Source organism: Streptomyces sp. NPDC006512 (genome assembly GCF_040611935.1).
GTDB lineage: Bacteria > Actinomycetota > Actinomycetes > Streptomycetales > Streptomycetaceae > Streptomyces.
Map to the genome: position 1 here is coordinate 1 of NZ_JBEXPG010000045.1, position 12,766 is coordinate 12,766.

12 protein-coding genes are annotated in these 12,766 nt (G+C 73.6%); 5 read left to right on the forward strand and 7 right to left on the reverse strand.

All coding sequences use genetic code 11. The features are described 5' to 3' along the window. Both ABZZ17_RS27610 and ABZZ17_RS27615 read left to right on the forward strand, forming a co-directional pair. Nucleotides 1-709, forward strand: a 709-nt coding sequence (locus tag ABZZ17_RS27610) for a TerD family protein (protein WP_356879675.1), incomplete at its 5' end; no start/stop codon positions are given. A gap of 102 nt (nucleotides 710-811) precedes the next feature. Next, the gene (locus tag ABZZ17_RS27615) at nucleotides 812-979 is read left to right on the forward strand and encodes a hypothetical protein (RefSeq protein ID WP_356879677.1); all 168 of its coding nucleotides are present in this window, start codon (nucleotides 812-814) and stop codon (nucleotides 977-979) included. Between the two features lie 33 nt (nucleotides 980-1,012). On the opposite strand, the gene ABZZ17_RS27620 is transcribed toward ABZZ17_RS27615, so the two are convergent. Both ABZZ17_RS27620 and ABZZ17_RS27625 read right to left on the reverse strand, forming a co-directional pair. Continuing rightward, nucleotides 1,013-2,452 (reverse strand): alkaline phosphatase PhoX, encoded by a 1,440-nt coding sequence (locus ABZZ17_RS27620; RefSeq protein ID WP_356879679.1) that lies wholly within the window; start codon nucleotides 2,450-2,452, stop codon nucleotides 1,013-1,015. 284 nt (nucleotides 2,453-2,736) lie between these two features. After that, nucleotides 2,737-4,242: a hypothetical protein gene (locus ABZZ17_RS27625; protein WP_356879683.1), complete on the reverse strand. Its 1,506-nt coding sequence runs from the start codon at nucleotides 4,240-4,242 to the stop codon at nucleotides 2,737-2,739. Nucleotides 4,243-4,595: 353 nt separating this feature from the next. Between ABZZ17_RS27625 and ABZZ17_RS27630 the strand changes: the two genes are divergently transcribed. Next, nucleotides 4,596-6,437: an endonuclease/exonuclease/phosphatase family protein gene (locus tag ABZZ17_RS27630; protein WP_356879685.1), complete on the forward strand. Its 1,842-nt coding sequence runs from the start codon at nucleotides 4,596-4,598 to the stop codon at nucleotides 6,435-6,437. A gap of 268 nt (nucleotides 6,438-6,705) precedes the next feature. Further along, the gene (locus ABZZ17_RS27635) at nucleotides 6,706-6,963 is read left to right on the forward strand and encodes a hypothetical protein (protein ID WP_356879687.1); all 258 of its coding nucleotides are present in this window, start codon (nucleotides 6,706-6,708) and stop codon (nucleotides 6,961-6,963) included. A 156-nt stretch (nucleotides 6,964-7,119) separates the two neighbouring features. On the opposite strand, the gene dapD is transcribed toward ABZZ17_RS27635, so the two are convergent. Both dapD and ABZZ17_RS27645 read right to left on the reverse strand, forming a co-directional pair. Further along, a complete protein-coding gene (dapD, locus tag ABZZ17_RS27640; RefSeq protein ID WP_356879689.1) occupies nucleotides 7,120-8,100 on the reverse strand; it encodes a 2,3,4,5-tetrahydropyridine-2,6-dicarboxylate N-succinyltransferase in 981 nt (326 codons plus the stop codon). Nucleotides 8,101-8,109: 9 nt separating this feature from the next. Beyond that, on the reverse strand, nucleotides 8,110-9,420 hold the full coding sequence (locus tag ABZZ17_RS27645; RefSeq protein ID WP_356879778.1) for an MFS transporter: 1,311 nt from the start codon (nucleotides 9,418-9,420) through the stop codon (nucleotides 8,110-8,112). 95 nt (nucleotides 9,421-9,515) lie between these two features. On the opposite strand from ABZZ17_RS27645, the gene ABZZ17_RS27650 reads away from it, so the two are divergent. After that, a complete protein-coding gene (locus ABZZ17_RS27650) occupies nucleotides 9,516-10,391 on the forward strand; it encodes a winged helix-turn-helix transcriptional regulator (protein ID WP_356879691.1) in 876 nt (291 codons plus the stop codon). Nucleotides 10,392-10,415: 24 nt separating this feature from the next. Here ABZZ17_RS27650 and ABZZ17_RS27655 read toward each other — a convergent pair whose 3' ends face one another. The 3 genes from ABZZ17_RS27655 to ABZZ17_RS27665 form a co-directional block, all read right to left on the reverse strand. Then, complete coding sequence (locus tag ABZZ17_RS27655) at nucleotides 10,416-10,949, reverse strand: TetR family transcriptional regulator (protein ID WP_356879693.1); 534 nt, start codon at nucleotides 10,947-10,949, stop codon at nucleotides 10,416-10,418. Next, entirely contained in the window at nucleotides 10,949-11,272 is a 324-nt protein-coding gene (locus ABZZ17_RS27660; RefSeq protein WP_281206621.1) for a multidrug efflux SMR transporter, read from the reverse strand. The genes ABZZ17_RS27655 and ABZZ17_RS27660 overlap by 1 nt, the downstream gene beginning before the upstream one ends. An 83-nt stretch (nucleotides 11,273-11,355) precedes the next feature. Further along, the gene (locus ABZZ17_RS27665; RefSeq protein WP_356879780.1) at nucleotides 11,356-12,693 is read right to left on the reverse strand and encodes a hypothetical protein; all 1,338 of its coding nucleotides are present in this window, start codon (nucleotides 12,691-12,693) and stop codon (nucleotides 11,356-11,358) included. Nucleotides 12,694-12,766 lie beyond the last annotated feature (73 nt).

Genomic DNA, 12,766 nt, shown 5'->3' on the forward strand with positions numbered 1-12,766 from the left:
GGCCGCTCCCCCGGCGCCGCCGGTCTCGCACCCCGCGTCCCCCTGGCTCGGCGGTCCCTCGACCCCCGCGACCGCGCCCGTGCCCCCGTCCGCCCCGCCGGCGGCCGCGCCCGCCGCCGCTCCGGGCGCCGGGAAGATCAACCTCGACAAGGGCCGGGTCAACCTCCAGAAGAACCAGACCGTCTCCCTCGTCAAGGGCGGCCGCCCGCTGCTGTCGCAGGTCAAGATGGGTCTGGGCTGGGAGCCGGCCTTCCGCGGCCGGGACATCGACCTCGACGCGTCCGTGATCGCCTACGGCCCGCAGCGCAACCACATCGACAGCTGCTACTTCGGCAAGCTGTCCATCCTGAACGGCGCCATCAAGCACTCCGGGGACAACCTGACCGGTGAGGGCGCCGGGGACGACGAGGTGATCGTCGTGGACCTGGGCCGGCTGCCCGCGGACGCGACCGGCCTGGTCTTCACCGTCAACTCCTTCTCCGGCCAGAAGTTCAGCGAGGTGGCCAAGGCCTACTGCCGGCTCATCGACGCGGCGAGCGGCGAGGAGCTGGTGCGCTTCGACCTCACCGGCGCCGAGCCGCAGACCGGCGTCATGATGGCGAAGCTGATCAAGCAGTTCACGGGCGAATGGGAGATGACGGCCATGGGCGACTTTGTGAAGTCCCGCACAGTGCGCGGCATGGTGAAGCCCGCTTCCCAGGCACTCTGAGCAGGTGGGCGGGCACATGGCGCTACGGGCGGCCGTACCGGGTGATTGATTCCACCCCTCATACGGAAGTCTGCGCCGGTGCCCGCCCGTAGCCTTGGATCCATGCAGAACACACTCCAGCCCGCGGGTCCCGCGCGCCCGTCCGCCGCAGAGGCGAACGAGGCGATACGGCACCTCGTCGAGTCCAGGGTGGACGGCGAGTGGCCCTCGGAGGCGTACGAGTTCCTGCTGGAGGAGTGGGCCACAGCCGCCCGCGCCGAGACCCGGTAGCCTCCCGGCGGCCGCTCCCCCTGGCCGGCGGGGTCAGCGCCCGCGCCGCCACGGGCCGGTGATCGCCAGCATGATGCCCGGGTCCTGGATGTTCGCGTACAGGGTCCGGCCGTCCGGGGAGAAGCACACCCCGGTGAACTCCGAGTACTCCGGCTCCTCGGCCGAGCCGATGTTCAGTTCGTTGCGCGCCAGCGGGTAGGTGCGGCCCGACTCGGTCGCGCCGAACAGGTGCTGGAGGCCGCTGCCGTCCTCGGCGATGACCAGCCCGCCGTACGGCGACACCGTGATGTTGTCGGGGCCGTCGTAGCCGCCGTCGGCGGCCGGGTCGGCGTTCACTCCGATGAGGACGGTCAGCCGGACCGTGCGCCGCTTGGGGTCGTAGAACCACACCTGGCCGTCGTGCGCGGCGCCCGGGCTCTCCTCGCGCGCGTAGGAGGAGACGAAGTAGGCGCCGCCGTCGGCCCACCACATGCCCTCCAGCTTGCGCCCCCGGGTCACGGCGCCGTCCGCGAACTGCTTGCGCACCGGCACCGTCCGCGCGTCGCGGTCGGCCACCGTCACCCAGTCCACCCCGTACACCGTGCCGATCCGGGTCGCGCGCGAGAGGTCGTCGACGAAGCGGCCCGAGCTGTCGAAGCACTTGGCGGCCGCGAGGACACCGGCATCGGGGGCGAGCGTGCGCAGCTTGCCGCGGCCGTGCCGGAACCCGCGCGGCGGGGTCCAGCGGTAGAGCAGCCCGTTGGGGCCCGAGGCGTCCTCGGTGAGGTAGGCGTGGCCCTGGCGCGGGTCGATGACCACGGCCTCGTGGTCGTACCGTCCGAAGGCCTTGACCGGACGCGGGTCGCGGTTGGCGCGGCGGTCGTGCGGGTCGACCTCGAAGACGTATCCGTGGTCCTTGGTCATGCCGTTCTTGCCGGCCAGGTCCGAGTTCTCCTCGCAGGTCAGCCAGGTGTCCCAGGGGGTGGCGCCGCCCGCGCAGTTGGTGGAGGTGCCGGCGATGCCCACCCATTCGGCGACCTCGCCGCCCCGCCGGACCTCGACGACCGTGCAGCCGCCCGCGGCGGCCGGGTCGTAGACGAGGCCCTCGGCGAGCGGCACGGGGCGCGGCCAGCCGGTGCGCGGGCCCTTCAGCTCGTGGTTGTTGACGAGGAGGGTGACGCCGCGGTGGCCTGCGAAGGCGGCCGTCCCGTCGTGGTTGGAGGGGGTGCTCTCACCGGACTCCAGGGTGGTGACCCCGCTGTGGGTGATCACCCGGTAGGCGAAGCCGGCGGGGAGCGCGAGCAGTCCCGCCGGGTCCGGGACGAGCGGGCCGTAGCCCGGGCCGTGCGGGCGGCCCTGCCCGTCGTGCCGCGCGCCGTCGTCGGCCGCCAGTGCCCCCGGGGCGGTGGCGAGCGCGCCGACCGTTCCGGTGAGGGCGACCCCCGCCCCGGCGAGGACGGTACGGGCGGTGAAGTCTCTGCGGGTGAGGGGCATCGGGTCTCCAGGGGTGGGGAGGTGGCGCGCCTGACGTACGGTCGTCGGCGCACACGCTCCCGCCCGTACGTGAACGGCCGCTGAACTACCCGGAAATGCGGCCCGTCCCCTTGAGAGAGGGCGGAATGGCGAACTCCGCCCCGGGGAAAGGCTTGTTGCGCACCCCCGGGGCGCTCGTCGCCCCTCGGGGCGCTCGTCGCCCCTCGGGCGGAGGCCGGTCGGAGACCCGGCCCGGCGCCCGCGTCAGGACTGCCGGGCCCGCGTCAGGACTACCGGGCCCCGGGTCAGGGCTGCCGGGAGCGGGCCTTGAACGCGGCCTTGCGGGCCTCCTTCGAGGCCTTCTTGTCCGGGTGCAGCCGACCCATGGCCTCCAGGACGTACGCCGTGGCGGGGTGTTCCACGCGCCAGGCCTGCTCGAAGAACCCGGTGTGGTGCTCCGTCAGGGACCGCATCAGCAGCGGGAGTTCGTCGGTCTCCCCGTCCGCGGCGAGCTGGGCCGCGATCGTGTCGACCGTCAGCCAGAACACCATCGTGCCGTCCGGAGCCGGTACGTCGGCCACCCCGTGCTCGGCCAGCCAGACCCGGGCGAGCCCGCCGAGCTCCGGGTCGTCCAGCACGGCCCGGACGGCCGGCTCCGCCTCCCGCCCGGCGGGCGCGAGCGCCTGCTGGCAGCGCAGCCGGCGCAGCGGGCCGCCCTCGTCCGCGCCGCGGGCCGCGGCCAGCAGTTCGGCGACCGCCCCGGGCAGGTCGCGGCCGTCCAGCCACTGCTCGATCTCGGCCTGGGCGGCGCTCTCGGGGTAGAAGGAGACCGCGTCGAGGAGGGTGTCCGCGCCCTTGTCGGCCAGTTCTCCGATCGCCGGTGCCTCCACCCCGGCCTCCAGCATGCGGGCCCGCACGCCGTACAGGCCGAGCGGCGTCAGCCGGACCATCCCGTAGCGGGACACGTCCTCGTCGTCGTCCGCGTCCGCCGCCCCGGGGCCGTCCGCGGCCTCCGCGCCGGGAAGGTCGTCCTCCTCCGCCATGAGCGCCTCGTCGACGGGGCGGAACTCGACCAGCCCGATCGGCTCCAGCTGCCGGAACTGGTCGTCGAGGCGCATCATCGCGTCCGACACCTGCTCCAGCACGGCGTCGGTGGGTTCGCCCATGTCGTCGGGCACGACCACCGACGCGGCGAGCACGGGCAGCGGCACGGGCGCTTCGCCCGCCCCGCCCTCGGAGACGGTGAGGAGGTAGAGGTTGGCGAGGACCCCGTCGAGGAAGTCCGCCTCGCGCTGGGGGTTCCAGTCCAGCCGGTCGAAGTCGATCTCGCCGCCCGCGTCCATGGCGTCGACGAGGTCGTCCAGGTCGGGGACGGCCGCGTCCGCGAGGACGGTGTCCAGCGCCGCCAGCCACAGGTCGAGCACGTCGCCGGGTGCCCCGCCGGTGAGCAGGGCGAGGTCCTCGCCCGGGGCGGCGGTGCCGTACTCCGGCTCGCCGCCCTCGGCGCCGTCGCCGCTGTCCTCCTCGGGCTCGGTCACGTCGACCAGGCCGGTGTCCACGGCCACCCGCCAGGCCTGGCTCGCGTGGGCCGGGGCGTCCTCGTCGGCGGCGTCGAGGCCGAGCGCGCTCGCGGCCTGCGGCAGCTGGTCGGCGACGAGTTCACCGCCGACGTCGACGCGGGTCTCGGGCCCGGCCCAGCGGGCGAGCCGGACGGCGCGGGCGAACAGCGGGGCGACGAGGGCGTCGCGGGCCAGCTCCGCATCGGAGTGCAGCCGTACCGGCGGCAGCGTGGGGTGCGGCTCTGCGGACATGGGGTGGTTCTCCTCGGACACGATGGGGCGGTGGGGCGGTGGAACAGCCGGACAGCGGGACAGCGGGACAGCGGTGCGACGACGGGGCGCTGACGGGACGGGGCGGCCGGAGCGGGCGCCCGGGAGGGGCGGCTCCGGGGGGCCGGTGCCGGGCCGTCAGGCCTCGTACGGCGACCCAGCGTAGACGCAATTCGGGCAGGCCCGGGGGGCCATCGCCTTTGGTTCATCCCACAGTCAGCTTCCGTATGCCCTGGAGGCCTTGACAACTTCCCTGGTCACCCAGGAAATTGACGCGCGTAGATGTATCGGGACCCTCAGGGTTCACCCTCCTCCACACACCGGAGTTCCCGCCCATGCGCTCCTCGCATCCCCGTTCCGCCGCCGTCGCGGCCCTCGTCGCCACCGCGCTGGCCACCGGCCTGCTCGCCGGTACCGCCGACGCGGCCGAAGGCGCCGTGTCCGCCGATCCGATACGCATTCACGACATCCAGGGCACGACCCGGATATCCCCGCTCAACGGCAAGGCGGTCGCCGACGTCGAGGGCATCGTCACGGGGGTGCGCACGTACGGTTCGCGCGGCTTCTGGATCCAGGACCCGGACGCCGACGACGACGCCGCGACCAGCGAGGGCGTCTTCGTCTTCACCAGCTCGGTCCCGACCGTCGCGGTCGGCGACGCGGTCAAGGTCTCCGGCACGGTCGGCGAGTACGTCCCCGGCGGCGTCAACTCCGGCAACCAGTCGGTCACCCAGATCTCCAAGCCCACGGTGACCGTGGTCTCCTCCGGCAACGCGCTGCCCCAGGCCGCCGCCGTCAACGAGTACACGGTTCCCGCCGCGTACGCCCCGAACGGCGACACCGCCGCCGGCGGCAGCATCAACGGCCTGACCCTGGACCCCTCGCGGTACGCCCTGGACTTCTACGAGTCCCTGGAGGGCATGAACGTCAAGATCGGCACCTCCCGCGTGGTCGGTGCCACCGACCCGTACTCGGAGCTGTGGGTCACGGTCAAGGGCTGGGAGAACACCGCGAAGCGCGGCGGTACGGTCTACGGCTCGTACGAGTCCCAGAACACCGGCCGCCTCCAGATCCAGCAGCTCGCGCCCGTCGCGCAGCAGCCCTTCCCGGTCGCCAACGTCGGCGACAAGCTGACCGGCACCACCGAGGGCCCCCTGGACTTCAACCAGTTCGGCGGCTACACGCTGGTGGCCCGCACCCTGGGCACCGTCAAGGCGGGCACCATCGCCCCGGAGAAGACCAAGGCGCAGGCGGCGGGCGAGCTCGCGGTGGCCACGTACAACGTCGAGAACCTCGACCCGACCGACCCGCAGGAGAAGTTCGACGCGCTCGCGAAGGCGGTCGTGGAGAACCTCGCCTCCCCGGACATCCTGGCCCTGGAGGAGATCCAGGACGACAACGGCGCCAAGAACGACGGCGTCGTCTCGGCCGGGCAGACGCTGACGAAGTTCACGGCGGCGATCGCGGCGGCCGGCGGCCCGGCCTACCAGTGGAAGACCGTCGACCCGGAGAACAACAAGGACGGCGGCGAGCCCGGCGGCAACATCCGCCAGGTGTTCCTCTACAACCCGGCGCGGGTCTCCTTCACCGAGCGCGCCCCGGGCGACGCGGCGACGGCGACCGGTGTGACCTCGGTGAACGGCAAGGCCGCGCTGACCCACTCCCCCGGCCGGATCGACCCGGCGAACCCGGCGTGGGCCGACAGCCGCAAGCCGCTGGCCGGCGAGTTCGTCTTCAAGGGCAAGACGGTCTTCGTGATCGCCAACCACTTCGGCTCCAAGGGCGGCGACGAGGGCCTGACCTCGCACCACCAGCCGCCGGTGCGCTCCTCGGAGGCCAAGCGGCTGCTCCAGGCCCAGGCGGTGAACGGTTTCGTCAAGAACGTCCTGGCGACCGACAAGAACGCGAACGTCCTCGTCCTCGGTGACATCAACGACTTCGAGTTCTCGGCGACGACGGAGGCCCTCGCGGACGGCGGCGCCCTGTACCCGGCGATCAAGTCCCTGCCGAAGGCGGAACGGTACTCCTACGTGTACCAGGGCAACGCGCAGGTGCTGGACCAGATCCTGACGAGCCCGGCGATCAAGAACTTCACGTACGACAGCGTGCACATCAACGCCGAGTTCGCGGCGCAGAACAGCGACCACGACCCGCAGGTGCTGCGCTTCCGCCCGTAGCGCGCGGGACCCACGGACCGCAGGGGGCCCGGGCGCCGTCCCGCCCGGGCCCCCTGCCCGTGTCCGCGTACGGCGGGTACACGCGGGCCCGCGGGCGTGACGGGCGCCCTTGCCGGACAAGTGGGGACTTTCGGCCCTGGCGTGAGCCTCGCCACATCTCTCCCGAATGGGCCGGTTGTGGTGGTTGAGTATCGGCACGCCCGATCTTCCACCCGTATCCGTACCGGCTCGTACCGGCACGTACCGTTCGCACTCCGCGGAGGTCCGCGTGTTCCCCTCGATCTCGCTCGCCCAGGAAATCGGCCTCGCCGTCCTGTTCGTGGCCGCCCTCGTCTGGATCGTGGGCCTCGGCCACATGCTGTGGGACAGCCGCTTCCACCACCCGGAGCCGGCCGCCGCCCACGAGGGCCTGCCGGTCATCCCGGCCCAGCGCGGCCCGGCCTCGCACCCGATGGAGTCGGTGGAGCTGACCGAGGCGGAGCAGGAGGCCTTCGCCGGCCTGATCCGCAGGATCCCGCTGCGCTGAGCGGCCCGCCCGAGCCCGCCCCACCGAGCCCGGCCCCGGTCCCGACCCGCGCACCACGCACGCGGCGCCCCTCACCCCCGGCGGGGTGAGGGGCGCCGTACGTACCGGCCCGTGCGGGTCAGCCGTGCCCGTGCGGGTCAGCTGTGCCCGTGCGGGTCAGTTGTGGCTGTGCAGGACCTCGTTGAGGCCGCCCCAGGCCGCCTTGTACGGGCGGGCCTCGACGGCGCCGGTGACCGAGTTGCGGCGGAAGAGGATGTTGCTGGCGCCGGAGAGCTCCAGGGCCTTGACGATCTGGCCGTCCGGCAGGGTCACCCGGGTGCCCGCGGTCACGTACAGGCCCGCCTCGACGACGCACTCGTCACCCAGGGCGATGCCGACGCCCGCCTCGGCGCCGATCAGGGTGCGCTCGCCGATCGAGATGATCTGCTTGCCGCCGCCCGAGAGGGTGCCCATGGTGGACGCGCCGCCGCCGATGTCGGAGCCGTCGCCGACCACGACGCCCGCGGAGATGCGGCCCTCGACCATGGAGGTGCCGAGGGTGCCGGCGTTGAAGTTGACGAAGCCCTCGTGCATGACGGTGGTGCCCTCGGCGAGGTGCGCGCCGAGGCGGACGCGGTCCGCGTCGGCGATGCGCACGCCCTTGGGGGCGACGTAGTCGGTCATGCGGGGGAACTTGTCGATCGAGGTGACCTGGAGGTGCAGGCCCTCGGCGCGGGCGTTCAGGCGGACGGTCTCGACCTGGTCGACGGCGACCGGGCCCAGGGAGGTCCAGGCGACGTTGGCCAGCAGGCCGAAGACGCCGTCCAGGTTCTGGCCGTGCGGCTTGACCAGGCGGTGGCTCAGCAGGTGCAGGCGCAGGTACGCGTCGTGGGCGTCCAGCGGCTTGTCCTCCAGGGAGGCGATGACCGTGCGGACGGCTACGACCTCGACCCCGCGGACCGCGTCCGAGCGGACGGCCTTGGCCGCGGCGGCGCCGAGGAGCTCCACGGCCTGCTCGGCGGTGAGGCGCTCGGTTCCGGCCGGGCCGGGCTCGGCGACCAGCTCGGGGGCGGGGAACCAGGTGTCGAGGACGGTGCCGTCGGCGGTGAGGGTGGCAAGTCCGGCGGCGACGGCGCCGGTGGTACGCGTAGCAGTCATGCCCGAAACCTAACCGGCGACGGCCCGCGGTCGCGAACCGGTCTCATGTGCCGGGCGTCCGGCGTGTCCTTCCGGCCCGGTTCCGGCCGCTTCCCGGGCCGTACCCTCCGCCTTCTGCTCCCCGCTGCCGCCGGCGGCCCGGGCGGCCCGGTCCCGGCGCAGCGAGAGCCCGATGACGACCGCGCCCGCCCCGGCCGTCAGGGCCGCGCACAGCGGCCACAGCAGCCCCGGCGCGGCCGCGTAGAGCGCGCCGCCCGCGGAGGGCCCGACGACGACGCCGACGACGGACACCCCCGCGTACAGGCTCTGGAACCGGCCGACGGCGTGCTCGGGGGCCTGGTCGGCGACGTAGGCGGTGGCGGTGGTCTTGTAGAGGATCTCCCCCAGGCTCAGCAGCACCATCATCGTGACGGCGGTGGCCCATCCGGCGCCGAGGATCAGGGCCGCGTACCCGGCGCCGACGAGGACGAATCCGGTCCCGATGACGGCCAGCGGCGGCCGGTCGCGCAGGGCGACGGCGGCGGGCAGTTCCAGGAGCAGGATGACGGCCCCGTTCAGGGCGATGACGAGCCCGAAGGCGCGTACGTCGAGGCCGTGGTCGGCGAGGAAGACGGGGAAGGTGAAGTACTGCTGCCGGTAGACGACGTCCACGAGGAGGATCGCGGCGAGCAGCACCAGGACCGCGGGCCGGGCCCTGAGCTCGGCGAGCACGCCGCGGCCCTGACCCCCGTCCGGGGCCGCGGCGTGCTCGCGGGCCGCGCCGCGGGCGGGTACGGCCCGGGCCGTCCACAGGGCGAAGAAGAGCGTGCCGAGGCCGTCGCCGACGAAGAGCCACTCGTACGAGAGGCCGCTCGCGACCAGGGCCCCCAGTGGCGGGCCGAGGGTGAAGCCGCCGTTGGCGACACACCGTACGACGGCGAAGGCCTGGCGGCGGTTCCCCTCGGGGACGGTGACGGCGACCAGGGCCGCGTTGGCGGCGCGGACGACGCCGGAGGCGTACTGGGCGAGCGGCAGGGCCGCGTACAGCAGCGGGGTGGGCAGCAGCGGGAAGGCCATCAGGGTCAGACCGCCCAGGGTGGAGGCGGCGAGCAGCACCCGGCGGTGGCCGAAGCGGTCGCCGTACCAGCCGCCGGTGAAGTTGCCGGCGACCAGGCCGACGCCCCCGATGCCGGTGACCACGCCCGCCTCGGCGGCGCCGAGGCCGCGCGGGCCGGTCAGGTAGAGGAAGACGAAGACGAAGGTGAAGCTGACGACGGCATTGACGAACACCCCCGCGGCCAGCAGCCACACGACCTTGGGCAGATCCCTGAACCCCTGCAGCACACCGTTCCCCCGTATCCCCGACCGAGTCAGTTCCCTTTAGGAACGGACTATGTCAGCATGACAGCCTGGGGTCAACGGACGAAGGAGTGCCCATGGCCCAGCGCACGCACCTCGGCGACGAGGACTGCTCCATCGCCCAGGCCCTCGACGTCGTGGGTGACTGGTGGACGCTGCTGATCGTGCGCGACACCGCGCGCGGCCTGCACCGCTTCGAGGAACTCCAGCGGGAGCTCGGCATGTCCCGCAAGGTGCTCGCCGAGCGGCTGAAGATGCTCGTCGAGGCCGGGGTGCTGACGCGCGAGCCGTACCAGGAACGCCCGGTGCGGCACGAGTACCGGCTGACCCCGCGCGGGCGGGGGCTGCTGCCGGTCCTGGTGGCCCTCCAGGACTGGGGCGACACCTGGGTCCTGGGAGAGGGAGAGATGACGGCGACGACGGAGGAGTCCTCGAAGGAGGCGGTACGGGTCCACGCGCTGCGCGGCACCCGGCTGCCCGGGCTGCTGCTGCCGGACCGGTTCGGCGAGCTCCGCGACCCGGTGGCGGACACCCCCTTCACGGTCCTGTACTGCTTCCCGGGCGCGTACGCCCGGGCCGGCTCCTACCCGCCCGGCTGGGCGGGGATCCCGGGCGCCAAGGGCTGCACCCTGGAGTCCTGTACCTTCCGCGACCAGCTCGCGGAGTTCACCGCGGCCGGCGCCACCGTGCACGGGGTCTCGACCCAGCGCCCCGACGAGCAGCGGGAGTTCGCGGAGCAGGAGCGGCTCCGGTTCCCGCTGCTCTCGGACGCGGACCTGGACCTGGTGACGGCGCTGCGGCTGCCGACCTTCCGCGCGGCGGGCGTGAGCCGGATCAAGCGGCTGACGCTGGTGGTGGACCGGGACCGGACGGTGCGTGAGGTGTTCTACCCGATCACGGACGTCGAGGCGAGCGTGACGGCCGCCCTGGCGGCGGTCCGCGCGGCGGACTGAGGCCGGGAGCGCGGACCGGGCGCCTCAGCGACCGCCCAGCACCCGGGCCAGGATCTCGCGGGCGTACGCCTCGTCGTAGGGGGCGCCGGTCAGCAGGACCTGGAGGCTGATCCCGTCCATCACCGCCACCAGGGCCCGCGCCGTCACCGGATCGGTGTGTTCCGCCAGGGAGGCCGCCACCGCCTCGCACCACTCGGCCGCGACCGGCCGCAGCACGGGCCGGCGCAGGGCGGCCAGGTAGAGCTCGTACTCCAGCTCCACCCGCCCCCGGTCGGCCGCGAGCAGCTCGCCCAGCAGCCGCGCGAGCGCGCCGGCCACGTCCCCGTCACGGACGGCCGGCGCGGGGGCGAACTCGGCGTTGGCCTGCCGCAGGGCGGCGACGAGCAGGTCGTCCAGGGTCTTGAAGTGATAGGTGGTCGAGCCCAGCGGCACGTCCGCCTCGGCCGCCACGCTGCGGTGGCTCAGCCCGGCGATGCCCCGGGCCGCCACGACCCGGATCGCGGCGTCGATGATCCGCTGCCGCCGGCCGGGGTCGTACCGGCGCGCCCCGGCGGCCATCAGTGGGCCGCCCCGCCCAGGTTCAGCAGGACCACTCCGGCGATGATCAGCGCGATCCCGGCGATCTTGGCGGCGGTGGCCGCCTCGCCCATGAACACCATGCCGATCGCGGCGATGGCGGCGGTGCCGACGCCGGCCCAGATCGCGTACGCGGTGCCCACCGACATCGACTTCAGCGTCTGGGCCAGCAGCGTGAAGGCGATGAGGTAGCCCAGCACCGTGCCCAGCGACGGCCAGAGCCGGGTGAAGCCGTCGCTGTACTTCATGGCGGTGGTTCCGGCGACCTCGGCGGCGATCGCCGCGGCGAGCAGTACGTAGGGCATGCGTACAACAGTACACAGCGATGCGTACACCCGTACACAAATCGGTACGGGGACGGGCGTACGCGTGCGCGCCGCCGCCGGGATCAGCGCAGCGTGAACCAGGCGGACCGGGACTTCTTCCACTCCGGGTGCGGCAGGTCCTTGGCCTCGGTGCCGTCCCCGTACAGGTCGGCGGAGCCGCTGTCGGTGATCAGCTGGACGCGCGCCCCGCGCACCCGCAGGTCGGGTACGTTCACCACGGCCTCCCAGCCCCCGGGGTCGCCGGTCGGCAGGTCGGCCCGCTTCCTCGGGGCGTGGCCGGGGATCCCGTCCCACTGGTAGAGGGCGTACGGGTCGGAGTTGTCGTCGGCCGCCCAGGAACCGGCGAGGATCAGGTACTGGTCCGCCGCGTTCTTGCGGATGTCGCGGACCGCGAGCCCGCCGAGGTCCATCTCGACCGGCGTCCCGAAGACCGCCCTGGCCCCGTTCGCCACCACCCGGTCGATGTTGGTGACGGGCACGACCAGCGCCTTGCCGCCCGGCACGGCCGGCGCCAGCGGGGCCCGGAAGCCCAGGTAGGCGGTGGTCGTTGAGCCCGGAGCGAACTCCAGGCCCTCCACGTTGAACCCGTCGATCTGCTTGGGCACCTCACCGGCCGCCGTGCCCGCCGCGAAGCCGTAGCGGTTCCCGTTGGCCGCGTCCCAGGCGACGAGGTCCTCGCGCAGGCCCTTGTAGGCGGCGGTGAAGGCGACCTCGGTCGCCGCGCCCGAGCCGGTGATCCGCGTGGTGAAGACGGTGTTGCGTTCGGCCTTGTACTTGCCGTCCTTGTTGTTGCCGAGCGAGCCGGTCCAGTAGACGGTGTCGCCGACCCGCGCGGCGCCCTCGATGTCGGACTCCTTCTTCCAGCCCAGGGCGGGGCCGAGGTCCCAGGTCTTCACGGGCGCGCCCGAGCGGGAACGGTCGTACAGCCGCAGCACGTTGGACTCGTCGTCGGCGACCAGGACGTGGCCGCCGCCCACGTCCACCGCGGCCGAGGCGTCCGAGGAACCGGTCAGGTAGCGGGTCCCCGCCGCGTCGGCGGTCCGCGCCGAAGCCGCGTAGGAGAGGGTGGCGGTCGCGGTCTTCCCGCCGCGGCCGGTCACCTCCAGGGTCAGGTCGGTGTAGCCCTGCGCGCGGGGGGTCACCGTCAGCCTGCGGTTCCCGTCCGGGGTGCGCACCTGCCGTACGTCGCGGGCGCCGGCCACGGCGGGGTTGCTGGAGGAGAGCACCCGCAGCCGCAGGAAGCCCGCCGGGATCCCCGGCTGCTCCACGTCCACCGTCACCGCCGGGTCACCGGAGGCGCCCACCGCACCGCTCAGGTGCGTCGCGGACAGCGTGATCGTCGGGGCGGCGAGGCCCTGCCCGGGACCGCTCACGGCCTGGGCGGACGCCGGGGCGGTGATCCCGGCGAGCAGCAGGGCCGCGGTCCCCGCGGCGCCCGCGGCACCCCGGCGGCGTGCCGGTGAAAGGCGAAGG

What these genes read in the sequence shown, in the direction of transcription:
- ABZZ17_RS27650 (WP_356879691.1), top strand. Translation starts at nt 9,516, where the DNA reads ATGGCCCAGCGCACGCACCTCGGCGACGAGGACTGCTCCATCGCCCAG.
- ABZZ17_RS27615 (WP_356879677.1), top strand. Translation starts at nt 812, where the DNA reads ATGCAGAACACACTCCAGCCCGCGGGTCCCGCGCGCCCGTCCGCCGCA.
- ABZZ17_RS27630 (WP_356879685.1), top strand. Translation starts at nt 4,596, where the DNA reads ATGCGCTCCTCGCATCCCCGTTCCGCCGCCGTCGCGGCCCTCGTCGCC.
- dapD (WP_356879689.1), bottom strand. Translation starts at nt 8,100, where the DNA reads ATGACTGCTACGCGTACCACCGGCGCCGTCGCCGCCGGACTTGCCACC.
- ABZZ17_RS27620 (WP_356879679.1), bottom strand. Translation starts at nt 2,452, where the DNA reads ATGCCCCTCACCCGCAGAGACTTCACCGCCCGTACCGTCCTCGCCGGG.
- ABZZ17_RS27660 (WP_281206621.1), bottom strand. Translation starts at nt 11,272, where the DNA reads ATGCCCTACGTACTGCTCGCCGCGGCGATCGCCGCCGAGGTCGCCGGA.
- ABZZ17_RS27655 (WP_356879693.1), bottom strand. Translation starts at nt 10,949, where the DNA reads ATGGCCGCCGGGGCGCGCCGGTACGACCCCGGCCGGCGGCAGCGGATC.
- ABZZ17_RS27625 (WP_356879683.1), bottom strand. Translation starts at nt 4,242, where the DNA reads ATGTCCGCAGAGCCGCACCCCACGCTGCCGCCGGTACGGCTGCACTCC.